The organism is Streptomyces sp. NRRL S-1813 (assembly GCF_000719605.1).
GTDB classification, from domain to species: domain Bacteria; phylum Actinomycetota; class Actinomycetes; order Streptomycetales; family Streptomycetaceae; genus Streptomyces; species Streptomyces decoyicus.
This window is the reverse complement of record NZ_JOHB01000021.1, coordinates 67,139-92,336: the sequence shown is the minus strand read 5'-3', so window position 1 is coordinate 92,336 and position 25,198 is coordinate 67,139. Positions and strand designations below refer to the sequence as shown.

At 69.4% G+C, this 25,198-nt stretch carries 20 protein-coding genes; 8 read left to right on the top strand and 12 right to left on the bottom strand.

Translation table 11 applies throughout. The annotated features are described in order from the left end of the window. The first annotated feature begins 139 nt into the window (after positions 1-139). The 3 genes from IF67_RS0125775 to IF67_RS0125765 are packed head-to-tail and all read left to right on the top strand — an operon-like array spanning position 140 to position 3,679. Complete coding sequence (locus IF67_RS0125775; RefSeq protein WP_030989511.1) at positions 140-925, top strand: ATP-binding cassette domain-containing protein; 786 nt, start codon at positions 140-142, stop codon at positions 923-925. Further along, on the top strand, positions 897-3,017 hold the full coding sequence (locus IF67_RS0125770; RefSeq protein WP_030989509.1) for a YhgE/Pip family protein: 2,121 nt from the start codon (positions 897-899) through the stop codon (positions 3,015-3,017). The genes IF67_RS0125775 and IF67_RS0125770 overlap by 29 nt, the downstream gene beginning before the upstream one ends. After that, entirely contained in the window at positions 3,014-3,679 is a 666-nt protein-coding gene (locus tag IF67_RS0125765) for a TetR/AcrR family transcriptional regulator (protein ID WP_030989507.1), read from the top strand. Before IF67_RS0125770 ends, IF67_RS0125765 begins: the two co-directional genes overlap by 4 nt. An 81-nt stretch (positions 3,680-3,760) precedes the next feature. Here IF67_RS0125765 and IF67_RS0125760 read toward each other — a convergent pair whose 3' ends face one another. After that, positions 3,761-5,479 carry a thiamine pyrophosphate-binding protein gene (locus IF67_RS0125760; protein ID WP_030989506.1) on the bottom strand — a complete coding sequence of 573 codons (1,719 nt, stop codon included), beginning with the start codon at positions 5,477-5,479 and terminating at the stop codon, positions 3,761-3,763. Between the two features lie 184 nt (positions 5,480-5,663). Further along, complete coding sequence (locus tag IF67_RS0125755; RefSeq protein WP_030989504.1) at positions 5,664-7,253, bottom strand: sodium:solute symporter; 1,590 nt, start codon at positions 7,251-7,253, stop codon at positions 5,664-5,666. Between the two features lie 204 nt (positions 7,254-7,457). Between IF67_RS0125755 and IF67_RS0125750 the strand changes: the two genes are divergently transcribed. Both IF67_RS0125750 and IF67_RS0125745 read left to right on the top strand, forming a co-directional pair. After that, entirely contained in the window at positions 7,458-9,047 is a 1,590-nt protein-coding gene (locus IF67_RS0125750) for a PucR family transcriptional regulator (protein WP_030989502.1), read from the top strand. Next, positions 9,002-9,601 (top strand): toxin glutamine deamidase domain-containing protein, encoded by a 600-nt coding sequence (locus tag IF67_RS0125745; protein ID WP_030989500.1) that lies wholly within the window; start codon positions 9,002-9,004, stop codon positions 9,599-9,601. The genes IF67_RS0125750 and IF67_RS0125745 overlap by 46 nt, the downstream gene beginning before the upstream one ends. A gap of 64 nt (positions 9,602-9,665) precedes the next feature. On the opposite strand, the gene IF67_RS0125740 is transcribed toward IF67_RS0125745, so the two are convergent. From IF67_RS0125740 to IF67_RS39535, 4 genes are all read right to left on the bottom strand, one after another. After that, positions 9,666-10,454 carry a M48 family metallopeptidase gene (locus IF67_RS0125740; RefSeq protein ID WP_030989498.1) on the bottom strand — a complete coding sequence of 263 codons (789 nt, stop codon included), beginning with the start codon at positions 10,452-10,454 and terminating at the stop codon, positions 9,666-9,668. 4 nt (positions 10,455-10,458) lie between these two features. Then, on the bottom strand, positions 10,459-14,049 hold the full coding sequence (locus IF67_RS0125735) for a type I restriction endonuclease subunit R (protein ID WP_030989497.1): 3,591 nt from the start codon (positions 14,047-14,049) through the stop codon (positions 10,459-10,461). Between the two features lie 170 nt (positions 14,050-14,219). After that, positions 14,220-14,555 (bottom strand): hypothetical protein, encoded by a 336-nt coding sequence (locus IF67_RS0125730; protein ID WP_030989495.1) that lies wholly within the window; start codon positions 14,553-14,555, stop codon positions 14,220-14,222. Beyond that, the gene (locus tag IF67_RS39535) at positions 14,552-14,857 is read right to left on the bottom strand and encodes a hypothetical protein (protein WP_078889629.1); all 306 of its coding nucleotides are present in this window, start codon (positions 14,855-14,857) and stop codon (positions 14,552-14,554) included. Before IF67_RS39535 ends, IF67_RS0125730 begins: the two co-directional genes overlap by 4 nt. Before the next feature lie 193 nt (positions 14,858-15,050). Between IF67_RS39535 and IF67_RS0125720 the strand changes: the two genes are divergently transcribed. Further along, positions 15,051-15,845, top strand: a complete 795-nt coding sequence (locus tag IF67_RS0125720; RefSeq protein WP_030989491.1) for a helix-turn-helix domain-containing protein — start codon at positions 15,051-15,053, stop codon at positions 15,843-15,845. After that, positions 15,838-16,059, top strand: a complete 222-nt coding sequence (locus tag IF67_RS0125715) for a DUF397 domain-containing protein (protein ID WP_030989488.1) — start codon at positions 15,838-15,840, stop codon at positions 16,057-16,059. Before IF67_RS0125720 ends, IF67_RS0125715 begins: the two co-directional genes overlap by 8 nt. A gap of 140 nt (positions 16,060-16,199) precedes the next feature. Here IF67_RS0125715 and IF67_RS40450 read toward each other — a convergent pair whose 3' ends face one another. The 5 genes from IF67_RS40450 to speB form a co-directional block, all read right to left on the bottom strand. Continuing rightward, positions 16,200-17,429, bottom strand: a complete 1,230-nt coding sequence (locus IF67_RS40450; RefSeq protein WP_051818594.1) for a restriction endonuclease subunit S — start codon at positions 17,427-17,429, stop codon at positions 16,200-16,202. Then, positions 17,422-20,037, bottom strand: coding sequence for a type I restriction-modification system subunit M (locus IF67_RS45805; protein WP_030989484.1), 2,616 nt, complete (start codon positions 20,035-20,037; stop codon positions 17,422-17,424). Before IF67_RS45805 ends, IF67_RS40450 begins: the two co-directional genes overlap by 8 nt. Positions 20,038-20,149: 112 nt before the next feature. Beyond that, positions 20,150-20,821, bottom strand: coding sequence for an RloB family protein (locus tag IF67_RS0125700; RefSeq protein WP_030989482.1), 672 nt, complete (start codon positions 20,819-20,821; stop codon positions 20,150-20,152). Then, positions 20,821-22,065, bottom strand: coding sequence for an AAA family ATPase (locus IF67_RS0125695; protein ID WP_030989480.1), 1,245 nt, complete (start codon positions 22,063-22,065; stop codon positions 20,821-20,823). The genes IF67_RS0125700 and IF67_RS0125695 overlap by 1 nt, the downstream gene beginning before the upstream one ends. Positions 22,066-22,182: 117 nt before the next feature. Continuing rightward, the gene (gene speB, locus IF67_RS0125690; RefSeq protein ID WP_030080979.1) at positions 22,183-23,163 is read right to left on the bottom strand and encodes an agmatinase; all 981 of its coding nucleotides are present in this window, start codon (positions 23,161-23,163) and stop codon (positions 22,183-22,185) included. Between the two features lie 221 nt (positions 23,164-23,384). Here speB and IF67_RS0125685 point away from each other — a divergent pair, with 221 nt between their 5' ends. Further along, positions 23,385-24,182, top strand: coding sequence for a phosphatase (locus tag IF67_RS0125685; RefSeq protein WP_030989479.1), 798 nt, complete (start codon positions 23,385-23,387; stop codon positions 24,180-24,182). Between the two features lie 102 nt (positions 24,183-24,284). Here IF67_RS0125685 and IF67_RS0125680 read toward each other — a convergent pair whose 3' ends face one another. Then, positions 24,285-25,184, bottom strand: coding sequence for an acyl-CoA thioesterase (locus IF67_RS0125680; RefSeq protein WP_030989477.1), 900 nt, complete (start codon positions 25,182-25,184; stop codon positions 24,285-24,287). Between the last annotated feature and the right edge of the window lie 14 nt (positions 25,185-25,198).

The window sequence follows — 25,198 nt, the reverse complement described above, 5'->3', positions numbered from 1 at the left end:
CGATTCCCCCGTCCGGGTCACGGGTCGATCCGTACGAACTTGCCCGGAGTGCTCGCCGCCCCACCCCGATTGGCCAAGAAGGCCCCGCATACGGCACACTTTTAGACTGACCAGTCAGATCAAAAGGGGAGGGGTGTTGGTGAACACCACCCGCCAGGGGGCGGCGGTCAACGCCAGGGGAATCGGAGTGGAGGGCCCGCGGGGGTGGGCCTTCAGAGGCGTCGACATCGCCGCGGAACCGGGCACCCTGATCGCGGTCCAGGGCCCGTCGGGCTCCGGCCGCACCTGTCTGCTGCTGGCCCTCACCGGCCGGATGCGGATCACCGAGGGCGAGGCGGAGATCGCCGGATTCCCGCTGCCCAAGCGGATGGGCTCGGTCCGCGCCCGTACCGCCATCGCCCACGTACCGGGCGTCGCCGACCTCGAACCGGCCCTCACGGTCGGCGAACACCTCAAGGAACAGGCCCTGCTGGGCCACCGCTTCCAGGGCCTCGGCGCCTCGCTCCCCTGGAGCAAGCGGAACAAGGAGGCCACCCGGGCCCGGATCGACGCCGCCCTCGCGGCCGTCCGGCTCGACCCCGCCACCCTGCCCAAGGGGCTGCGGACGGCCGTACGCGACCTGGAGCGGATCGAGGCGCTGCGGCTCTCCATCGCGCTCGGGGTCATGCACGGCCCGCAGTTGCTGGCCGTCGACGATGTGGACCTCAAGCTGACCGAGGCCGAGCGCGACCAGGCCTGGCAGCTGCTGCGGGACCTCACGCGCGAGGGCACCACCGTCGTGGCGGCCGGCAGTGACGCTCCGGCGGACGCGCTGACCGTCCGCACCCGGCAGACGGACACCGAAGCCGCCGCCCCCACCCCGCTCCAGGACGACACCACCGAGGAGGAGGCAGCGCATGCGTTCGCCGAGACTGGCCGCGCTTGAGCTCAAGCGTTTCGGCAGGGGAAAGCTTCCCCGCCTGGGCCTGGTCGCCCTGATGCTGATCCCGCTGCTCTACGGGGCCCTGTACCTGTGCTCCTTCTGGGACCCCTACAGCCGTCTGGACAAGATCCCGGTGGCGCTCGTCAACGAGGACCAGGGCGCCGCCTCCGACGGCAAGAAGATCACTGCGGGCGACGACCTGTCCGAGAACCTCAAGGACAGCAAGAAGTTCCACTGGGAGGACGTCAGCTCCGAGGACGCCGCCAAGGGCCTCGAGAACGGCACGTACTACCTCTCGCTGACCGTCCCGAAGGACTTCAGCAAGCGGATCGTCTCCAGCTCCGGGGACACCCCGCAGACGGGCGCGCTCAAGGTCCGTACGAACGACGCCAACAACTATGTCGTCGGCTCGATCTCCAAGACGGTCTTCTCCGAGGTCCGGGCCAAGACCTCGGCAACCTCGGCGCGGGCCATGCTCGACAAGATCTTCATCTCGTTCTCCGATCTGCACGACAAGACCGCCGAGGCGGCGGACGGGGCGGGGAAGGTCGACAAGGGGGTCGGCTCGGCCGAGAAGGGCTCCGGGGACCTCGCGGACGGCCTCGGCAAGCTCAACGACGGCGCCGGCAAGGTCAGTCAGGGCGCCGGTGACCTGAGCAAGGGCGCCTCGACGGCCGTCGCCAAGGCCCATGAGCTCAGCCAGGGCGCGGGCCGGGTCGCCGACGGCACCCGGCAGCTCGCCGAGAAGGTCAACGGCCTGGCCAAGAAGGACCTGCCCTACCTGCGCGAACACGGCAAGGAGATCGGTGCGGGCGCGGCTTTCGTCGCGCACGCCACCGAAACCCTCGACGACGTCCTCGACACCCTGCCGAGCGACTCCGCCAAGGCCGCCACCCAGGCCCGCAAGAACGCCGACAACGCCGCGGAGATCTACCAGGACCGCTGCGGCGCGCTGCTGGACACCGACCCCGACTGCACCAAGCTGAAGGCGCTCGCGGACGGCAGCAAGGTGGCCGCCGACGCGGCGGAGAAGGTCAACGACTCCGTCGCCGGGGCGGACTTCGGACCGATCCGCAGCAAGCTGCACGAGGTGCACCAGGGCGCGGAGATGGTCGCCGAGCAGGCACCGGGCATCGGAAAGCGCGCGGACACCGCGATCCGCCAGATCAACGCGCTCAACGCCGGTGCCCAGAAGGTCTCCCAGGGCGCGGGGCTGTTCGCCGACGGCATCGGCACCCTCGCCGACGGCGCGGGCAAGGTCGCCGACGGTGCCGGCAAGGTCCACAACGGCGTCGGTGACGCCAAGGACGGCGCCGTCAAGCTCACCGGCGGTCTCTTCAAGCTCAAGGACGGCACCAACCAGCTGGCCGACGGCCTGCACGACGGTGTCGCCAAGATCCCCGACTACAACAAGAAGGACCGTGACGCCCGCACCGAGGTGATGGCCGACCCGGTCGAGCTGGCCGCCAAGTCGATGCACAAGGCGCCCAACTACGGCACCGGCCTGGCGCCGTACTTCATCCCGCTCTCCCTCTGGGTCGGCGCGATGGTCGCCTTCATGCTGCTCCAGCCGCTGGGCAAGCGCGCCCTGGCCGCGGGCGCCCCCGGCTGGCGGATCGCCCTCGGCTCATGGCTGCCCGCCTACGCCATCGGCGTCGTGCAGGTGCTGGCACTGATGGCCGTCCTCCACTGGGGCCTCGGCCTGGAGATGGCCCGCTCGGCAGGCACCGTGGGCTTCCTGCTGCTGGCCACGGCCTGCTTCACCGCCATCATCCAGCTGCTGGGCGCGTTCTTCGGACCGGCCGGCCGGGTGCTGACCCTGGTCGTCCTGATGCTCCAGCTGACCTCGGCGGGCGGCACCTACCCGGTGCAGACCAGCCCCGGGTTCTTCGCCGCCATCCACCCGTTCCTGCCGATGAGTTACGTGGTCGACGGCCTGCGCCGGCTGATCACCGGCGGTGACCTCGCCATCGTGCAGCAGGGCTGTGTGGTGCTCGCGGTCTTCACCGTCGGCGCGCTGGCTCTCACCGCCCTCGCGGCGCGCAGCCGGCAGGTCGTACGGATGAAGGATCTGCATCCGGAGCTCAGCCTGTGAGTGTCACCTCGGTCCCCGTGGGCGGTGCCGTCACCGGCGCCGCCCCGGGGGCCGCCCCCGTCACCCGGCGCGCCTCCACGCGCCGCCGGCTCTTCGACGCGGCCGTGACCCTCATCGCGGAACAGGGCTTCTCCGCCACCACCGTCGATGAGATCGCCGACCGCGCCGGTGTCGCCAAGGGCACCGTCTACTACAACTTCGCCAGCAAGAACGTCCTCTACGAGGAGCTGCTGCGGGACGGCATCGACCTGCTCGCCGACTCGCTGCGCCGGGCCGCCGACGCCACGGCCGACCGCGGCGGCACCCGGATCGACGCCCTGGACGCCATGATCCGCGCGGGCCTGGACTTCATCGCCTGCTCCCCCGCCCTCATCCAGCTCTACGTCGCCGAACTGTGGCGCACCAACCGCACCTGGCGCGCCACCCTCACCTCCGTACGCGGCCGGGCCCAGGCCGTCGTCGAGTCCGTCCTGACGGATGCCGTGCACACCGGCGAACTCTCCGACGAGCTCGACATCCCCCTCACCGCCTCCGCCCTGCTCGGCATGGTCCTGGTCGCCGCCCTGGACTGGCAGTCCTTCCAGCCGGACCGCTCGGTCGAGGACGTCCACGCGGCGTTGTCGCGGCTGGTGCAGGGGCGGGTCAGCGGAGGCGGGGCGTAGGACGTTCCCGGCCGGTTTCCCCAGCTGGGATCCCGGCCGGCGCCTCGACGTGCCCGGTGTCCGTGCCGGGCACCGACACCGTCAGGAATCCAGATGCGTGGGCGCGAACATCCGCAGATGCGCCGGGAGTACGACGACCGAAGGGCCGGGGGCCGCCAGCGCCGCCGCCAGGTCCGTACGGAGCTGCTCCGGGGTCGTCCGGAGCGCGGGGACGCCGAAGGACTCGGCCAGAGCCACGAAGTCCGGCCGGGTGAGTTCGGTGGCGGTGGCCGCACCGAAGGCGTCGGTCATGTACTCGCGCAGGATCCCGTAGCCCCCGTCGTCCACGATCAGCCAGGTCACCGGCAGGTCGTACTGCCGGGCGGTGGCCAGCTCGGCGATCGAGTACATGGCGCCGCCGTCACCGGACACCGCCAGCACGGGCCGCGCCGGGTCGGCGACGGCCACGCCCAGCGCCGCCGGGAAGCCGTAGCCCAGCCCGCCGGCGCCCTGCGCCGAGTGCAGTGCGTTGGTATGCCGCGGGTCGAAAGCGGACCAGGCCCAGTAGGCGAGGATCGTCATGTCCCAGCAGCTGACCGCGCCGTCGGGCAGCGCGTCCCGCACCGAGGCCAGGACCTGCTGCTCCAGGTCGAGATGCTGCCCGGCGATCCGGTCGCGGACGCGGGCCAGGAGATCGGATACGGCGGCCTCGGGAGAGAGCGCGTCGCCGCCGGGCCCGGCTGCCCCGGCCTCCGTGGAGCCGGGCGCATCCTCGTCCCCGTCGGGTCCGGCCTCCCGCTCCCCCACCTCCTTGACCAACGCGGCCAGCGCCGCCCGCGCATCCGCGTGGATGCCCAGCGCGGCATGGTTCGACTCCAGCTTGCCGAGGTCCGCCTCGATCTGTACGACGCGGCCGAGCGGCCGGAACGTGTGGTAGTTCGAGGAGAGTTCGCCCAGCCCCGAGCCGACGACCAGGAGGGTGTCCGCGTCCTCCAGGAAGGCCGTGGTGTAGCGGTCCTCCATCCAGGAGCGAAGGGAGAGCGGGTGCTCCCACGGGAAGGCACCCTTGCCGCCGAAGGTGGTGGCCACCGGTGCCCGCAGCTGCTCGGCCAGCGCCAGCAGCTCCGCCTCGGCCCCGGCCCGTACGACTCCGCCGCCGGCCAGGATCACCGGCCGACGGGCCTCGGTGAGCCGGTCCGCCGCCGCCGCGATCAGCTCGGGCCGCGGCAGCAACTCCCGCGGCCTGGCCTCCAGTCCGGCCACCGGCGGCACATCGGCCTCCGCCAGCAGCACATCCTGCGGGATCTCCAGCCACACCGGCCCGTGCGGGGTGCTCAGCGCCGACTCCCAGGCGGCGGCCACCGCCGAGGGGATCTGCGAGGCCGTACGCGCCGTGTGGACGGACTTGACCACGCCCCGGAACGAGGCGCTCTGGTCGGTGAGTTCATGGAGATAGCCATGGCGCCCGCCGCCGATCCCGGCCAGCGGCACCTGACTGCCGATGGCCAGTACGGCGGCGGAACCGGCCGCCGCCTCCTGGAGCGCGGCCAGCGTCATCAGCGCGCCGGGGCCGGTGGAGACCAGCAGGGGCGCGACCCCGTGCGTGGTCCTGGCGTACGCATCGGCGGCGAAGCCCGCGTTGTTCTCCACCCGCAGCCCCACGTAGCGGAGCGCGGAGCGGCGCAGCGCGTCGAACACCCCGAGCGCATGCTGCCCCGGCAGCCCGAAGACGGTGTCGGCGCCGAGTGCCGCCAGCGACTCGACGACCAGGTCACCGCCGTTGCGCCGGTGCTGCGTGGGCGTGGGGGTGGTGGTGCTCATGGATGCGTGCTGCCTTCCTTGCGGGGACCTGCGGGTGCGGGCGTGCGGAGGGACGGGCGTGCGGCGGCGGGGAGGGCCGACGAGGGCGGGGAGGGCCGACGAGGGCGAGCTGGGAGCGGCTGCGGGTGAGGCCCCCGGGCCCCGAAGGGGTACCCGGGGAACCCCTTCGGGGCCGGTGTCCGGGTCAGGCCCGCCCAGTGACCGAGGAGGGTGTCAGTACCCGTGCCACTGCCACGGACGTGTCCCCGGCCGCCTCCTCCTCCGGACCGTCGTCCGCGGCACCGTCCGTCCGGCCGGCCAGCCGCGCCCGCCAGGCCGCCAGCACCTCCGGGTCCGTCGGCTTGGTGGCCAGGCTGACCACCACATACGCGACGAGCGAGGCGATCAGCCCGTAATAGATCGGCTCGTTGGCGAGGACGCCGAGCGAGACCATCAGGCCGACGACGGTCAGCCCGCCGACCGCGACCGAGGCGAGCGCACCGGCGGCGGTGCCGCGCTTCCACAGCAGCCCGCCGAGGATGGGCACCAGCAGGCCGCCGACGAGGACGTTGTAGGCGAGGGTGAGCGCCTCGACGACGTTGTTCAGCGCGATCGCGATGACGATGACGGCGAGGCCCATGAGGAGGATGAAGATGCGGTTGCCGCGCACCTCGTCGTGCTCCTCGGCCGCGTCCTCGGCCTGCTCCGTACCGGGCGCCCGGCCGGCGTCGGCGGCCTTTTCCACGGCCGGGCGACGCCGCGCGGCGACGCTCTTCACCCGCGCCCAGATGTCGTTGTTGGCGACCGTGGCGCAGGCGATCAGCGCGCCCGAGGACGTGGACATCACCGCGGACAGCGCCGCCGCCAGCACCAGCCCGCGCACACCCACCGGCAACGCGTCCTTGACGATCGTGGCGAAGGCGTCGTCCGGGCTGCCCAGATGCGGGTAGAGCACCTTGGCCGCGGTGCCGATGACCGCACCGGCCAGCGCGTAGGCCAGACAGTACGTACCGGCCGCGGTGCCGCCGAGGCGCGCCACCTTGTCGCCGCGCGCGGTGAACACCCGCTGCCAGATGTCCTGCCCGATCAGCATGCCGAAGGAATAGATCAGTACGTAGGTGAAGACGGTCTGGCCGCCGATGCCGAGCGGTGCGAAGTAGTCGTCCGGCAGCTGGGCCTTCATCGCGGCGAAGCCGCCCGCCTTGATGACGGCGATGGGCAGCAGGAGCAGCAGCACACCGATCGTCTTGACGACGAACTGGACCATGTCAGTGAGGGTGATCGACCACATGCCGCCGAGCGTCGAGTACGCGACGACGATCGCCCCGCCGAGGATGATCGAGAGGGAGCGGTCCATGCCGAACAGCACATCGAAGATCGTCGCGTAGGCGATGGTCGAGGTCACCGCCAGCATCAGCGTGTACGCCCACATGACGACGCCGGAGATGATCCCGGCGGAGCCGCCGTAGCGCAGGTCCAGCATCTCGGAGACCGTGTAGACCTTCAGCCGGGCGATCCGGGCCGAGAAGAAGACGCTGAGCGCCAGCAGCCCCAGGCCGATGGTGAAGACCATCCAGGCACCGGACAGGCCGTACTGGTAGCCGAGGCCCACGCCGCCGATGGTGGAGGCGCCGCCGAGGACAATGGCCGCCATGGTTCCCGAATACATCACGGGGCCGAGGCGGCGGCCCGCGACCAGGAAGTCGCTCTTGGATTTGGCGCGCCGCATCCCCCACCAGCCCATGGCCAGCATTCCGGCCAAATAGAGCACGATCACCGCATAGTCGACAGCCATGGGCCATCCCTTCCAACTGCGCCGGGGGGAGAGGGGGAGCGGGGGGTGTGGGGTGCGAGGGGGTGGCGTCGAGGCGGCGGGCGCTCGGCGAGCGGGGGTCCCGTCCGAGCGCCTCGCCTCGGGGGTTGACCCTAGGAGGCGCGAAGGCAACGCTGAAGTGTACGTTTCCTCCATTCACCACCCTCCGATGTGGATGGTCCGCACATGCCGCACCCCCTGCCTCCGCCGTCCACCCCGCCGGTACCGCTCGCGGACCTCCTCTCCCGCACGGACCTGGGACTGCGCCAGATCGCCGGCCCCCGCGAGGGCGTCGCGATCCACTGGGTGCACACCTCCGAGATGGCCGACCCGGTTCCTTACCTCCTGGGCGGCGAGATGCTGCTGACGGCGGGGGTGCATCTGGCGGAGGTGATGAGGGGCGAGGACGCCGCCCTCGACGAGTACCTCGACGGTTACGCGGCCCGTACGGTCGCGGCCGGAGCCGCCGCCCTCGGCTTCGGGATCGCGCCGGTGCACGACACGGTCCCCCGCGCCCTGGTGGCGGCCTGCGACCGGCACGGCCTGCCGCTCGTCGAGGTCCCGGCGGGCACCCCGTTCACGGCAGTGGAGAGCGCCGTATGGCAGGCCGTGACGGAGGCCCGGCACCGTGAGCTGACCCGGCTCAGCGAGGCGCAGCGTGCGCTGGCCGCTGCCGCCGCCCGCCCCGACCCGGCAGCCGCCGTGCTGCGCGCACTGGCCCGCCATGTGCACGGCTGGACCGCGCTGCTCGCCCCGGACGGCGCGGCACACGGCTCCGCCGGCCCCCGCCCCACCGCCTCCGTCCGGGCCGCGGCCGGCCGTCTCGCCCACGTCGTCGGCGCGGGCGGCCCGTCCTCGGCCGCCGACACCCTCCCCGGCAGCTCACTGTCCGCCTACGCCGTGACGGGCCGCGTCCGCGGCTCCCGGGCGCTCGCCCTGGTGGTCGCCGCGGATCCGCACGACCCGCCCGCGCACGCCATCGCGGGCGTCGCCGCCGTACTTCTCTCGCTGATCACCGCCCCGGCCGCCGACCACGGCCCGGCCGCCGCCGGGCACGCCGCGGCCCTGGTCCGGCTGCTCCTCGGCGCCCGCCCTGCCGACGTCGCCCCGCTCCTCGGCCACCCCCTGTGGACCGTCGTACACGCCGAACGCCGCCGTGACACCACGGAGTCGGCGGCCTCGCTGGCCGCCGCTCTCGGCACCTCGCTCGTCGCCCCGGGGACGGGAGCCGAGCCGACCGCGTCCGCCGGGCCCGGGACCCACCCCGGCACCGGCCCCGAGGCGACGGCCGCCCCTGACGCCACACCCGCCCTGCGCGCCCTGCTCCCCGCCGACCGCGAAATCACCGCGCACCCCGGCTGGACACTCGGCGTCAGCGAGCCCGCCCCGGTCGCGGAGCTGCCGGCCGCCGACCGGCATGCCGCCTCAGCCCTGCGCCGCGCCCTCGCGGGCCACGCCGCCCTGGTACGCCACCGCACCCCCGGCCCCCACAGCATCACCTCTCTCGTCGCCCCCACAGACGCCCAAGAGCACGCCCGAGCCCTGCTCGCCCCGCTGGCCGACTCCCCACCCCTCCTTTCCACCCTGCACAACTGGCTTTCTTTGCATGGCAGTTGGGACCGCACCGCAACCGCCCTCGGCATCCACCGCAACACCGTCCGCCAGCGCATCACCCGTATCGCCGGCCTCCTCGACACCGACCTGGACGACCCCGACATCCGCATGGAGCTGTGGTTCGCCCTCCGCTCCCTCGACCGGGGCACCTCACCGGCCTGACGTGGCCCACCACCACACCGCACCCCGACGGCACGCCCTCCGGCCGCGGCGAGAACAACGGCCGCGTCCGCATCGAGAACACCCTCGGCGCCCGCTTCCACAACTACGGCAACGGCCGCGACGCCTTCCACCGCCTGGAAAGCGACCTCCGCAACTCCGGCCTCGGCTCACAGGCCGTCGCCAACACCCAGGGCCGCAACGGCCGCGCCCACGCCTGGAACGTCGTCAACCACTACGGCAAAATCACCTACATCGACGCCCAGACCGGCCAGCGCAGCAACAAACCCCTCCACGATGGCGACAACGGCGTCCACGCCATCCCCCTCGCCCGGCAAGCACGAGCGCACCGCCGAATCCGACGACGACAGTCCCGCAGCGAAACGGTGCCGGCGCGACGGAGACCAACCCAACGTGACAGAAAGCCCTGCCCCGGATCCCGTGGACAAGGATTCCCGATTCGAATGCCACGCCCGACGCCAACAGCCCTGGAAGAAATCGACGAGGCGGGCACGGAGTCCGGCACATGGACAGCCGCCTTCCACGACGCCGACTGATGAGCGCAGGGCAGGGGAAGGAGGCGCCGCGTTATCTACTCAAATCAGTACGGTCGGCAGTAGCTCACACCTCAGCGATCTTGCCCATCCACATGCGCCGTCCGAGCTCGTCGAGCTCTGTACGGCGCACCTCGAACTCGGGCAGCGCCCGGCCCAGCAGCCGCCAGAAGTCCCCGCGATGCCCGGGAACCCTGACGTGGGCCAGCTCGTGGGCAATGACGTAGTCCACCAAGTGCATGGGGAGCTGGAACAGCGGCCACCCCAAGCGCATCCGTCCGACACTGTGCTCGCTGTCCCCAGGCCGGTATGAGCCCCAGCGCTTACCGAGGTCGCACACCTCCAGCGCGGGTTCGGACACCGCCATCCGGGCGGCCCACGGCTGGAGCCTGCCTTCCACCCAGCTCCGCCCAGCCCGGCAGTACCAGTCGACAAGAACTGCACGACCGCGGTCTGGGTCCTCGGCCTCGGCCTTGCCCAGGACCAGGCGCCCGGCGATCAGACGTACTCGTCCGGCGTCCGGCACATCGTTCGAGACCTTCAGCCGATACGTCCGGCCGAGATAACGGAAGACCTCGCCTTCGATCAAGCGCTTGGCGGGATTGAGCGGACGTGTCCGTTCCCGCACACCGATCTTCGACATCACCCAGGCCCGATGCGCTCGCACGAAGTCCGCCGCCTCCGCCGAAGGACGTCCCTCAGGGGCGTGCAGGGTGAGGCTCGCGTCAGGTTCCACGGTTAGCGCGAACCGCTTTCTGCGGGTGCTGGCGCGGACCCGCAGCAGCAGGCCGTCGACGGCGAGCTGATCCCCCTCTGCGAGGGGCAGGGCGGGGCTTTCATCGGCGAGCGCGGTCATCCGCCTATTCTCCCCGCGCCCTTCTCAGGAACTGCTGGCGGTTGTCCTCCGCAAACGCGGCGAGTCGCTGCGCGATGCTCTGAAGGGGTGCCCAGTCTGCGGCTGCGGGCCTGAAACCACCCCGAATCAGCTGCGTCTGGATGCCGTTCGCGAGTGTGTTGAGGTCCTGATGCTGACCCTGATACGAGGCCGAAGCCATGGTGCGTGCGGCGCTGTCGCACACCGCGCCGACCAGCGGACGGCCATCCTGCTCGCCCCGTGTGACGCCCGGGTTGTCGTCCAGGAGCTGGTTCAGCAGCCGATAGACTTTCTGTTCCAGCGGGCTGAGCCCCGCCAGTGCCGGGTCTTCCTCGTCTTCCTGCCGGGCCTGCTCGATCAGTGTGCCGAACTGCTCGATCTGCTCCTCGAAACGTCCCGGCAGATCACGCAGGATCTCCTCCAGGCGCTGCGAGAGCCTCTCGTACCGCTCAGGGTCCTCCCGCTTGACCCGCTCCTCTAGATGGAAGCGGAGGGCATGACCCATCTCGGCCGCGGCCTCGCGCGGCGGGAGGCGGCGCACCGCGTCGTCGAAGGCCGATGAGGTGAGCGAGACGGGCGGGATGGCCTGCTCGATCTCCGGTCCCTCCAGGTGGTCGGCGATCATGGCGCGGACCTTGCGTCCGTAGCGACGCATGGTGAACGTGCCACCCGGTGCGTCGCGGTGCAGGCGCCTGATCCGCTTCTGGAACAGCCCCCAGCGACGCGCGTCCGCGACGTACGGCAGGGCGTCTTCGTGCGGCAGCACGCGCTCCAGAACAGCGAGGAACTCGTGCAGCACCTCGTCGTACTCGAACCGCACGGACTCGTCCTCGAAGGACAGCACGGCGGCCCGTAGCCGGGCGGCATCGGTGAGGTCGGTGTCCTCGATGCCCTGCCGGAGCAGGAAGTCGCGCACCTCGTCGGCAGCCGGTTTCAACCCCTCGACTTCCTCGGACAGGCTGCGCATGGTGTCGCTGACATCGGCCTGGCGGTATTCGGCGAGTGCGCTGGAGAGATGCTCGAAGACGCCGTAGTAGTCGACGACATAGCCAACCTTCTTGCCCGGCGCGGGCCGGTTCACGCGGGCGACTGCCTGGAGCAGCTCGGCGTCGCGGATCGGCCGGTCCAGATAGAGCACCTGCTCACGTGGCGCGTCGAAGCCGGTGAGCAGCATGGACTTCACGATGAGGAAAGCGACGGGGCTATCGGGATGTACGGGGTCGGGCAGATTGCCCCTCGAGGGCTCGGGCGGCTGCCCGACGGTCGCGTCCGACCACGGGTTGTCACCCCCGGCGTTCTCCGGCACGGGAGCGTCTTGCGGCGGCGGGTTGAAGGGGGTCGCGATGACCCAGTCCGGCTCGGGCGGCAGATGAGGAAACGCCTCTTCTTTGAAGCGCCTTGTGTACGCCTTCTGCCGTACCGGATCGGTCCAGTGCAGCCATTTGCGCTGCTTTCGCTCCGCGCCCGGCGAGATCACGGGTACGAAGTCGATGCGCCGCAGCAGGGAACGGTACTGGTGCGCCAGGAAGTGGTAGCGCAAACGCCGGGGAAGCTCATCCACCGGGATCCCCGCGACCGACTCCGGCTTGAAATCGACGAGGCCGGCCAGCAGCGCGTCACGCGCCTCCCGCAGCGCGTGGTGGTACTCCACCGCCGCCTTCCGGCTGACGGCCGCGACCTGGGCCTTGAACCCACCGCCGGGCAGCACCCAGCACACCCAGTGCTCCAGCATGTCTTCAGCCTTCGCGCGGATCATCGGCCGCGACTCGGCGACATCACGTTCGGTGGGCCAGCGCCGCATGAGAGCGGCCCGCTCTTCAGACGTACGGCCGCGGATCAGGTCCTCGAAGTCGCGATCCAGACCGTCCTTGTCCTGGACCTTGCCCTCACCAGTGCGGCCCTCGTAGCGGATGCGCACGACAACGCCGTCATGCTCGGCGTCCTCCATCCGGTAGGTGTCGAGGAAGCCCTGGTCGGCTCCGCCACTGAAGATCCGCCGCGTGTCCTCCTCCCGCCCCGTGATGATCGGCGTTCCGGTGAAGCCGATCTTCGCGGCCCTGGGAATCGCTTTGCGCAGAGCGGCGTGCAGCACGCTGGTGTGCGAGCGGTGGGCTTCGTCGACGAGGACGAGGATGTCGGGCGAGGTGTTGCATTCCGGGAAGTCCGGGTCCGGTGGCGGAACTTTGGCTCGTTTGCGCTTCCTGGCCCGTTCGGCGTCCTGGTACTCCCCTGCCAGATCGCGGTCGTCGCCATCGCCTTCGGAGTCTCCGACAAAGGCAAGCCCGCCCCCGTACTTCTGGATCATCGCAAAGACGACCCGGCGCCCACCATCCTCAAGTAGTCCTTCCATCTGCGTGCGCGTCTCGGCGGTCTCGACGTCGGACTCACTGAGCTTGAGTGTGGTGGAGAGCTGCTCCTGCAACTGGGTCCGGTCGGTGACGACCACCACCATGAACTCGCTGAGCCGGTGGTGCAGATGGACGCGGCGCACCAGGAAGGTCATGGTCAGACTCTTGCCGGAGCCCTGCGTATGCCAGATGACGCCGCCGCGCTCGTCGTCCAGGACCGCACCGCCACGGACACGACCGGTGAGCAACTTGCGTACGGCTTTCTCGGCGGCCCGGTACTGCTGGTGACGGGCGACGGCCTTGACGGTCCGTACGCCCCCGGTCTCGGTCTCGACAGGGAGCGGGATGATGTAGTGACGTACGACGGTCAGGAGCGCGGCGGGACGCAGGACGACACCGACGAGCCTGTGCTGCTCACCGAGCGGGGCCGGCTTCTTGCCCGGCGGCGGATCCGGCAACAGGCCGGCGGTGCGCAGCTCCTGCCGGAGATGCTGCTCGCTCTCCGGCTCGATACTGCGCCACGGGTGGAAGTGCTCAGGCGTGGAGGTGACAGTGCCGAGCTGCGCGGTCTCGCCGGTCGCGGCGACCAGCAACTGCACGGTCCGGAACAGCTCCGGTACGCCGCCGGGCAGCGGCAGGTCGGTCCCGGCACGTTCATCGTCGTCAATCGGGTCGCCTGCATAGTGACGCAGATCGAGTACGGCGCTGCGGACGGGGTCGGCGAGGTCGGGGCTCTTGCATTCGACGGCGACGAGCGGGATGCCGTTCACGAAGAGAACGAGGTCGAGTATCGACACATCACCGGAACGATTCTTGACGCGGAGCTGGTCGACGACGGTGAAGTCGTTGAGAGCGATCCGGTCCTCGTGCCACTCGATGTACTGCACGGTGGCGGAGGCGCCGCCGTGCGCGGCGGACGGGGCGGTGAGCACAAGGCCGTTGAGCAGCAAGTCCGTGGCGACGAAGTTCGCGGTGTCGATCCCCTTGCCGAGAGACACCGAAGCGAGCTCCGCGATGGAGCGGCGGATGTCTTGGGTGTCCATCCACGGCATCCGGTCCGCCACCAAGACATTGATGCGGCGCAGGGCCTCACCGAGCTTGTCGGTGAGCAGCGGCATGGACGCGTCGAGGGTCCCGATCTCCGTACCGGGTACGTGCGTCCACCCCATAGCCTCAAGCTGCGCGACGAACGGCCGCTCCACCTCGTCCCGCTCCACCTGCACCACCACGTCCCCGCACCTTCCGCCGACCGCTCAGGTGATCCATTCTGCGCCTGAGCAGGGTCGGGTGGGAGGGTTCCGGCCGTACGGGGCATGACAGAGCCTGGGGGCGTACCGCGATATATGCCGGTACGCCCCCGGACTCGACGGTGCGGAGCTGTGCGGGCGGTCAGGCCGGATCAGGCTCCCGACGCGGGGTCGTCGATGTCGTCGCCATCGTCGTACGCGGGCACGGGGAGGCGCGCACCCCGGCTTTCCGCAATCCGATGGATGTCACGCAGCGCCTCGGCCATGCGTGCCACGAGGAAGCCGAGTTGCGCGGGGGTGACTTTGCGATCGGCGAGCATGTCGGCGGCGTGGTCGAGCAGTTCAGCAGCCATATCGAGCTGCACACTCTCGACGTCGTCGGCGGCGCGGGAGACGTATCCGGTTCCGTCGCCGAGCAGGTAGCAGGGGTTCCCTTCCGGGCCGGACCACGGAAGCAGTCGCACTGTTCCTGTCTGGCCGCTGATCACGCGGTCACCTCCACACCGTGGATGAGCCGGGGTCCGATGCCGACACCGTGCAAGGCCAGCCACAGCGCGCGCCGCCGCGCCCTCTGCCGCTGTACTTCCTGGCGCTCGTACGCGACGAGGTACGGGCGGACGAGTGGGCTGCCCTCACCCCGAAGCACGGGCTCGGGCGGTCGGCTGGGAGCACGCGTTACGTCCACGGGCGGCTCGGCGTGGACAGCCTCGGCGAGCGATCGGTGGCGCCCCAGAGCGGGCCAAAGGAGCCGCAGCAGCGGTTCGAAGATGCGGGAGATACAGTCCAGCACGTCGTCAACTCCTTGATAGTTGAAGGCCACGCCCCCGGGCCGTCTACAGCGGTCGCGGGGGTCTGCCATTCGCGGCCGGCCACCTGGCCGGACATGGACGCTGTGTAGCGATCCACTCACAGAGTGAGGTGGGGCGGACTAGGCTCGCCAGGGGGTAGAAGGTGACGAAGCCTTTGTCACACGGGAGTTGACGATGAGTAATACCTATGGGGACTGGTTCAAGGAACAACGCCTGGCGGCAGGGCTGACGCAACAGGAGCTGGCCGACGCGGCAGTCATGACCCGTTCGCACATCTCGCACATCGAGGCGGGCCGCCGCATGCCCTCCAGGGAGGACGCGCGCCGCCTGGACAAGGCCCTGAACACGGGGAATGTACTGAGCAGCTTCCTGCCGCAGGACGACGTGGCGGTTGCAGACCGCTTCGAAGATGCGCGACAGCTTGAGCAACAGGCCACGGTGATCCGCGAGTTCGCGCTGTCTCTTGTGCCCGGAATCCTTCAGACGGAAAGGTACATGCGTGCGGTCCTGAGCACGGCTTTCCCTCCTTGGAGCGAGGAGGAGTGTGACAGGATCGTCGTCACACGGCTTGAGCGCGCGAAGATCCTCGCCGCCCCCGTAACGCCCGTAGTGTGGGTGCTGCTTGACGAAGCGGTGCTGCGTCGCCCGGTCGGCGGGCCGGACGTCATGGCAGAACAGGTCAAGCACATCGTGCGCTTGGTCGAGGACCGGCGCGTGCGCGTTCATGTGTTGCCGTATGGCCTGGGGGCTCACCCGCTTCAGCAGAGCATGCTGACGCTGATGTGGTTCGAAGATCAGCCCCCGGTGGCCTACTCAGAAGCGATCTACATGGCCAAGGTGCACGACGACCCGGACCTGGTCGAACGCATCCAGGCCGCCTACCATCTTGCGCTAGGCGACGCACTGCCGCTGAAGGAGTCACTTGCCCTCTTGAGGGCAACAGCGAAGGACTACGAAAACCATGACTGAGCACACCATCCCGGATGCAGCCACGCTGAACGGCTGGCGCAAGTCGTCGTACAGCGGGAACGACGCGGACAGCTGCATAGAGGTCCTGGACAACTACCCGGCCGGTGTCCCCGTCCGTGACTCCAAGACCCCGCACGGCCCCGCACTGGTCTTCCCGGCGGCCGGTTGGTCCTCGTTCGTCACAGCCGTCAAGGGCGGACGATTCCCCGCCTGAGCAACCTCGGCAGCATCCCGAGCAACCTTCCCCCCGTCCCGGACGGGGACCGTCGTCATGCCATCGCCTCGCCGACGTGGCGCCCGTTTCCGGCGGTTGGCGGAGCGCATTCTCACCACCGGCGACCCATAGCACTCGGGTCAGGCAGCCCCGGCGAGTAGCCTGCCAACCAGCCCCTGCTTGAGTTTCCGCATTTTGGTCAGCGCTTCCTCGTCAGCCGCGATCTCACGCAGCGGAGCGGCGGCGAGCGCCACAATTCGCGCCTGCTCTTCACGTGGCGGAACTGGAATCTTGAATCCCAGCACGTCCGACTTGGTGATATTCGGGTCCTTCCGAGTGCTCGCTGCAAATCGACTCCATTGGTGCCGGCCATGTTGCAGCGCGAGCAAGAGATAGTCCGGATCCAGGTCAGCGCGCGCTTCGAGTACCGAGATTGCTTGGTTCACCGCAGCCGGAACTTCAAGGATTGACGTGCGGCCGATCTGCTCCCACCCGCCGTACATAGCCACCAACACCGACCGCGCCGGGAACAGGCGCATTCGAAGCTCAGACATAGCGACTTCGGTCAGCGCTTCGCCCGTCACCGAAATAGGTCCTTCATTGAGATCCAAGGTCTTCACCCAGGGGGTGCCGACATCGGTGAAGTACCTGGAGCCCGCTGCCCTACTCGGGGTTGCACCGGAAGCAACATCACACAAATCACCGATTGCGATGTGGGGCCATCCATCACATCCGTTCCCCGTTACCCCGTCGGTGGACGCAGTACAAGCATTCGCCCTTTCATGGAACGCATGGTCCAGGAGACCGCCCCTAACCTGCCACATCTTAGAAATCCCGGCCTGGATTGAGCGCTCTTGCTCCGACACGGCGTCAATCACCTCGACGATCCGCCGCTGCTCGCCCAACTCGACAGGATGCGCAACCAGGTGCTCAGCAAACTTGTCCTGCGGAAGGTGGGCAATGCTCGTCTGGCTTACACCGTCCACGAAAAGACCATGCCGAGCGGCGTAGGCCATGTAGTGCAGCATGTAACGTGGTTCAATTGCGCCACGAGTTCGCAGCCGGTGCAATGACTTCTGGAAGTAGCATTCCGCTCGCTGCTCTTCCCAGATCGCTGTACGGCCGACCTCTCCGCCTTCAGTGACGAGCAAGTCCCCATGGATCAACCGGAACTTCTCACGCTCCGACTCACTGAAGCTCATATAGTTCAGCTCATCGAAACCCAGCCGATTCCACTGAACATTCTTATTGGTGAGGTACTCCCTCTGAGAGGGGCCGGCCGCCGCATCCTTGCTCAACATCTTGCCGAGCTGCATGTCAAATGCGTCGCCCACCCGCGTGCGTGCCCACCCAGGCGGAAGCTCACGCATAACCCAGCTCCTTCAGGAACCCGTCCAGCGTCGCCGCCGCCATCTCCCGCCCCGCCCGGATCTCCTGGAGCGACACCGCGTACTTGTCATTCCACGCCTCGTACGCCTCCGCCAACTCCCGGCGTCGTCGCACCACATGGCCGTCGAGTTTGCCCACCAGGTCGTCCCGCAGAAGCTCCAGCACCACCCGCCGCTCTCCCTCCGGATCCAGCGCCTCCCGCGCCCGGAACAGCCCCGGCGGCTCCTCGCCCAGCTTGGGCTGGTCGCTCGGTTTCCGCTCGAACCAGAAGTCCGCCTCAAGGCGCTTGATCAGTGCGCCCACCTTCGTACGGTCCTTCTTGACCTGGGCCAGCTCCGCCAACTGCTCGACGCTCAACGCGACTTCCTCGCGCGTCGGCGCGTCACCGCCGTCCTCCGCCTCGCCGTCCCCCGACGGCTCCGGCTCCGCGTTGAGTTCCTTCCAGCGCGCGTCCAGCTCCGCCTTCCGCGCGTCCGCCGCCGCCAGCTTCTCCAAGAAGTCGGGGGCAATCGCCGCGACCACCTTGTGGTCGTACGCCTGCCGGCGCTCAGCCGAAGTCCGCTTCCTCAACTTCCGGGTCTTCGGGTCCTGTTCAGGAGCAAGCATCGTGTCGACGTTCTCGACCCAGCCGTCCAGGACCCCCGCGAACCCGTTCTCCGACAACGCGAGCAGGTCGTACTTCGCCTCGTACCACCAACCGGCCACCGCGCCCGCCAGCGCATACCGGTCCAGCAGGCCCACCTCGCCCAGCCGCTCCACAAACGACTCGATCAGCGAGCCCCGCACCGCCATCAGCGCTGCCTTGCGCTCCGAAGGGGTCGTCTCGGCGAGGCGAACAGGGTCGGCGGCCACTGCCTCCACATACTTGGCCTCCGCCGCCCACCACGCGTCGAACGCCGTCCGCAGCGCGTCCTCCCTCGGACGGGCCAGCTCCGCCAGCCGCGCCGCGTCCGGCCGCTTCCCCTCGGGCAGAAAGTCCACGTACTCCGCGTCCACCGGGTCCCGCTCCGCGAACAGATCCGGCAGCCCGATCCCGTACGAGTCGAGCAGTTCCTTCTTGGCCTCGATCTCGGCGCGCGGGACCCCGCCCACCAGATGCGCCCGCACATCCTGCGGCTCCGGCGGCGGCGTATTGTCCACGTACCGGCGGATGTTGAGGTTGTCGTCGTTGTCGCGCAGCTCCTCGCGGGTCACCACACGGGAAAATCCGGGCACCCCCTGATACGTACCGGGCGCATCCACAAAGGCATGAAACTCTGACGTGATTTTCTCTGCATGCTCCGGCAGGAGGACGTTCTGGGCCCGCTCGGAGTGATATTCACGATCGGCGTTGATGAACAACACCGGTTTCGCTTCCTCGGGGTCGTTCGCCCCCGCCGGACGCAGCACCAGAACGCAGGCCGGGATACCGGTGCCGTAGAACAGGTTCGGGGCGAGCCCGATGACCGCCTCGATCAGGCCCTCGTCCAGCAGCTTCGTACGGATCTCCTGCTCGCCGCCCCCGCGGAACAGCACACCGTGCGGCATGACCGTGATGATCATGCCGCCGCGCCCTTCCCGTTTGGTCTCCCACAGCATGTGCTGGAGGAACATCAGGTCGGCCTTGCCGCGCTCGCTCGTCGCCCCGTACGTCGTGCGCTGTGGGGCGTGCATAAGGTCGCTGAGCGTGTAGTCCATGGAGAACGGCGGGTTGCTGAGCACACCGTCGAAGCGGTCGGCGTCCGTCTTGGGCACATGCGCCGGCTCGGCAAGGGTGTCGCCGGTACGCAGGTCGAAGCGGCGTACTCCGTGCAACACCATGTTCATCGTCGACATGATCCAGGAACCGCTGTTGGCGTCCTGGCCCGCGAAGAACATGTCCGAGGTGTCGCCGCCGTGCTCCTCCACGTACTCCTTGGCGTGGATGAGCATGCCGCCCGAGCCGACGCACGGGTCGTAGATCCGCATGCCCTGCGTCGGGCGCAGTAGCTCGACCATCATGCGGACCACGGCACGCGGGGTATAGAACTCCCCGCCCTTGCGGCCCGCCGAGTCCGCGAATTCCTTGATCAGGTACTCGTACGCGGCGCCGATCAGGTCAGGGAACTCGAAGTCGTCCGTACGCAGCCGGATGCGCCCGAAGTGGGCAATGAGGAGCTTCAGCCGCTGGTCGGCGAGCTTGGCCGCGCCGGCCGCCGCACCGGAACCGCCGATGCGGTTGAAGTCGAGGTGGTCGAAGAGGCCCTTGAGCTTGCTGTTCTGGCCTTCCAACGCCTGGAGGGCAGGCCGCAGCCGGTCCTCGGTGATGTTGTGGGTGGCCGAGGAGATCCACTTCCAGCGGGCATTCTTCGGGACGAACAGCACATCGCGGTCGCTGTACGCGGACTCCTGCTCCAGGTAGCCGTCCAGCAGCTCTCCAGTGAGGCCCAGCTCCTTGGCCGCGTGGTCCTTGATCTGTTCCCGGGCGGCCTCGAACTCGTCATTGGCCCGCTTCAGAAACAGCAGACCGAAGATGTAGTCCTTGTACTCCGAGGCGTCCATCGTGCCCCGGAGAATGTCCGCGGCGGCGAACAGATGCCGCTCCAACTGCGCGAGCGTGAGCTTGGCCACGTACGACTCCCTACGACCCTGAGATGACGTAGGAACCCTACGACCGTCGCTCACCGGACCGAAATCCGCAGCTTCGGGATGAGCCGACCCGATCAGCGCGAGGCGGAATGGGTCAGTACGAAGCGATCCCGAGGCCGTCCTCGACGAACTTGAAGACATCGGTGTACGGGTCGCGATGGAGGAGCGACACATGGTCGCCGTGCTGCGCGTTCATCTGCAGGGCGCGCTTCTTCGCCGCCGCGTAGCTGCCCTGCTCAATCTGGTGCGGAAGCACCACCTTGATGTTCGCCGCGTCCTTCGCGAACGGCAGCCTCGCCGTCGCCTGGCCACAAACCCCGCCGAAGGTGCCGGTGACCGTCTTGTGGTGCAGCAGACGCCACACCTCGAAGCACGGATGCGAGAACGCCACGTCGACATCTCCCTCCCGGGCCTGCTTCAACGCGGTCTCGATACCCTCGTGTTCATCCCGGTCGAAGAGGCACCAGACCTGCGGCAGAAACTCCTTCTTCAGCTTGCTGCGCTTCGCCTCGCGGATCTCGTCCCGCATGAGCCGGACGGCCGCCTCGACCAGTTTGAGCGGCTTGCGTTGGGACCCGGGTGCTGAGGCGTTGGCGATCCGCACCTCGACCGCGATCGTGGGGTCGGCCAGGACGCCCTGCGCCCTGATGATCTCTATGTACGTGGGCTCGGTGACCAGCCCCTCGGTGAAGACGTGCACCACCCGCTTGCGCCGCCCACGCTGCTTCGCCTGCCCCAGCGAGTCCCTCCCCCGCGTCCTCGCCATCAGCCCTGCTCCACCTCGTACTCGCGCGCGGCCAGCAGCCGCCGGGCAATCTGACCCTCCATGAGGGACGGGACCGCCCCGAAGGCTCCCGCCAGATAGGACTTCATGAGGTCCTCGTCCTCCCCCGGAGACGCGGCGGTCAGCGGGTACAGCTCCGTCGCTCCGTCCTTGTCCTTCTCCGTCAGCCAGACCTGCCCCGGCTCCAGCAGACGCCCTCCGCTGGGTGTGCTGAGCACGGAGGGGTCGTGGGAGGTGAAGATCAGCTGTGCGCCGTTCGGGTTGGCGTGCGGGTCGTGGAAGAGCCGGACGATCTCGGCGGCGAAGCGTGGATGGAGGCTCGCGTCCAGCTCATCGACGAGGAGCACTGCGCCGTCGTCGAGAGCCAGCAACAGAGGGCCCAGCAAGGCGAACCAGGAGCGGGTACCGAAGGACTCCGCCTGCCAGTCAAAGGCAACTTCTCCCGTGGCCGAACGGTGGATCAGCTTCACCGTCCCCTGGCCTCTGCTGTCCTGAACGACTTCGGTCCCGGTGATGCCGAGATCGGCCACCTGGAGGAGTTCCTCGATACGGCGGGCCCTGTTTCCGGCGAGCTCCTGGGTGGTAAACGCCTCGCGCTGGACGCGCTCGTCCTCCGGGTTGATCAGCCACAGATTGCGGCGGAACCAGTGGAAGAGCGGGGACAGCTGGGGATGGTTGTCCGTACCGGCCGTGGACAGCAACAAGGCATTCGGACGAGTACGTCGCACCAACTGGGCACGGTCCTTGACCCGGCTGCCGGGCCATTCGTACACCTCGGCCCGTGATGCGTCACGGTCGAGCCACACCTGGCGGTGCCCGCGTGGGTAGCTGTGGATCCACTCGGCCTCCACACGAGACGCGCCCAATTCGAATCCATACGTCCAACGCACACCGTCGATCACGAGATCGACTTCGAAGAAGCTCGGTTCGCTCTCGCTTCCGGCATCCAGTGCGAAGACCCGCCTCGGAACACCCTCGTACGAGGCCCAGCGCGCGTAGGAATTGAGGACGGCCGTCCGCATGTCGACCAGGGCCGTCAGCACATTCGACTTGCCCGAGGCGTTGGCTCCGAAGATGCCGATCAGAGGAAGTACGCCGGAGGACCGGCCACCTGCCAGTTCAAGGGGACGCGCGGCAGCACTCGACTCGTCATCGGGTACGACGAAGGACAGCTCCTGCTCCTCGCGCAGGGAACTGACGTTGGCCACGCGAAATCTCAGCAGCACACAGTCCTCCTCTTCGCGCTCAGAGTAGTCGTACGGTCTGACATCGGCGCCAGTGGCACCGCTGTGGCCTCGGGGAACATATCGCTTCCCCGAGGCAACAACCTGCCGAATGAGTGATCAGCCCCGGGCAGCCGCGATCTGCCGCGACATGATCGTCGTCAGCTCGTACGCCGTGTGGGAGGCGGCGACCGAGGTCATCTCCGCGTGGTCGTAGGCGGGCGCCACCTCCACCAGGTCGGCCGAGACCAGGTTGCAGGAGGACAGCCCGCGCACGATCTCCAGGAGTTCGCGGGAGGTGAGGCCGCCGGCCTCGGGGGTGCCGGTGCCGGGGGCGTGGGCCGGGTCCAGGACATCGATGTCGATGGAGATGTAGAGCGGGCGGTCGCCGATGCGCTGGCGGAGCTGGTCGGCGACCTCGTCGACACCGCGGCGCATGACGTCCGCCGAGGTGACGATGCCGAAGCCCATCTTCTCGTCCTCGTCGAGGTCCTTCTTGCCGTAGAGCGGCCCGCGGGTGCCGACGTGGGAGAGCGCGGAGGTGTCGAGGATGCCCTCCTCGACGGCGCGGCGGAACGGGGTGCCGTGGGTGTACTCGGCGCCGAAGTAGGTGTCCCAGGTGTCCAGGTGGGCGTCGAAGTGCAGCAGCGCGACCGGGCCGTGCTTCTTGGCGACCGAGCGGAGGAGGGGCAGGGCGATGGTGTGGTCGCCGCCGAGGGTCATCATGCGGGCGCCGGTGGCGAGCAGGTCGTCCGCCGCGGCCTCGACCGTCTCCACGGCCTCGTTGATGTTGAACGGGTTGGCGGCGATGTCACCGGCGTCGGCGACCTGCGCGAGCGCGAAGGGGGATGCGTCCTGGGCCGGGTTGTAGGGGCGCAGAAGGCGGGACGCCTCGCGGATGGCGTTGCCACCGAAGCGGGCGCCGGGGCGGTAGGAGACACCGGTGTCGAAGGGGACACCGACGACGGCCACATCGGCCCGGCCGCCGACCTCGTCGAGACGGGGCAGTCGGGCGAAGGTCGCGGGCCCGGCGTAACGCGGGATGCGGGAGGAGTCGACGGGGCCCACGGGCCCGTTGGATGCGCTGGCTGCGGTGGTCATGAGGGTGAGAGTAGGGACGGCCGGGCGCGGGGCCCATGGACATTTGCGGAGATGCAGCCGGCGGCGTTGGACGTTTTGGCCAGAGGCCTCCCGGTGCGGGCGGTGGCCAGGGCCTTCCTCGGTGTCCGCACCCCGGTGCCGCCGCTCCGGCATCCGCACCCCCGTGTCCGGGCTGCGGAACTCCCCGGCCCCGGAACAGGCGTACGGGCACAATGGGCGCTATGCCGATAGCCTCTGCTGCCACCGCCCCCTCGCGCGCCGAACTCGTCGATCATCTCGTCCGGACCCGGATCGCCGGTGAAGTCGCCACCCCCCGCGAGAACAACCTCTCCCACTACCGCAGACTCGCCAACGGCGAGCGCCACTACTGGTTCGGCCTGGAGTTCGGCGACCGCTGGACGGACGAGCAGGATGTGCTGGCCGTGATGGCGGAGCGCTGTGGGGTGATCGACGATCCGCACCACCGGCAGGGGCAGGACACCATCGACCCCGAGCTGACGGTGGATGCGCTGGACCGGGCGGCCGCGGTGCTGCGCAAGGCGGCCGCCGACGGGCAGCGGGTGCTGTTCGCGACCGGCCACCCGGGCGGGCTGCTCGATGTGCACCGGGCGACGGCCGAGGCGCTGCGCGCCCGGGACTGCGAGATCATGGTCATCCCGGACGGGCTCCGGGCGGACGACGGGATGGTCTTCCAGTTCGCTGACGTGGCGATGCTGGAGCGCGGTGCGACGCTGTGGCACACCCACTCCCCCGAGCCGATGGCCGCGATCCTGGACGGGCTGGAGCGGGAAGGGCGGCCGCTGCCGGACCTGGTGATGGCCGACCACGGCTGGGCGGGCTGCGCCGGCCAGCGCGGTATCGACGCGGTGGGCTTCGCGGACTGCAACGACCCGGCCCTCTTCCTGGCCGAGGCCGAGGGCACCCTCCAGGTGACGATCCCCCTGGACGACCACGTCCTGAGCCCGCGCCACTACGACCCGCTGACCGCCTATCTGCTGGACGCCGCCGGGCTGCGCTGAGCCGGCCCGCTCCGCCGGCGCCCGGCCCCGCTCTCCGTGGGCCTGCGGCGCCCGGCACGGCAGGGCCACGGAGACCGCAGGACGCCGGGCCTCCCAGTCCTCCTAGGCCTCCTGGCCCCGCGGTACCCGGATGACGCCTTCCTGGATCACCGAGGCCGCCAGCTGTCCGTCGGCCGTGAAGATCCGGCCCTTGCCCAGTCCCCGGCCGCCCTGGGCGGTGGGTGACTCCTGGTCGTAGAGCAGCCATTCGTCGGCGCGCAGCGGCCGGTGGAACCACATCGCGTGGTCCAGGCTGGCGCCGACCACATCGCCGACCGCCCAGCCGCCCCGGCCGTGCGCGAGCAGGATCGAGTCCAGCAGGGTCATGTCGGAGACGTAGGTGACCAGGCAGATGTCCAGCAGCGGGCGGGGAATCTCGCCGTCGTCGTCGAGCTTGCCCTGGGTGCGGAACCAGACCTGGGACCGGGGGTCGCGTACCTCACCGACGGTGCCGAACGGCGGCGCGTCCACATACCGCAGATCGATCGCGGCCCGGGACTCCAGCAGCCGCTCGGCCACGCCCGGGTCGACGAACCGGTCGGCGTAGCGCGGCAGCATCTCCGCGGCGGTGGGCAGCTCCAGCGGGTCCGGCGCCGGCGGCATCGGTTCCTGGTGCTCCAGCCCGTCCTCGGTCACCTGGAAGGAGGCCGAGAGGTGGAAGATCGGCTGGCCGTGCTGGACGGCGACGACCCGGCGGGTGGTGAAGGACCGGCCGTCGCGGATGCGGTCGACGGTGTACACGATGGGTGCGCCGGGGTCCCCGGGACGCAGGAAGTAGGCGTGCAGGGAATGCGGCGGACGGTCGGCGGGGACCGTCCGCCCGGCCGCGACCAAGGCCTGGGCGGCGACCTGGCCGCCGAAGACCCGGGGCACGACCGAGGGACGGCTCTGGCCGCGGAAGATGTCCTGCTCGATCCGCTCAAGGGCGAGCAGACCGAGCAGGGACTCCAGTGCGTCGTTCACGTGCTGTGGCCCTT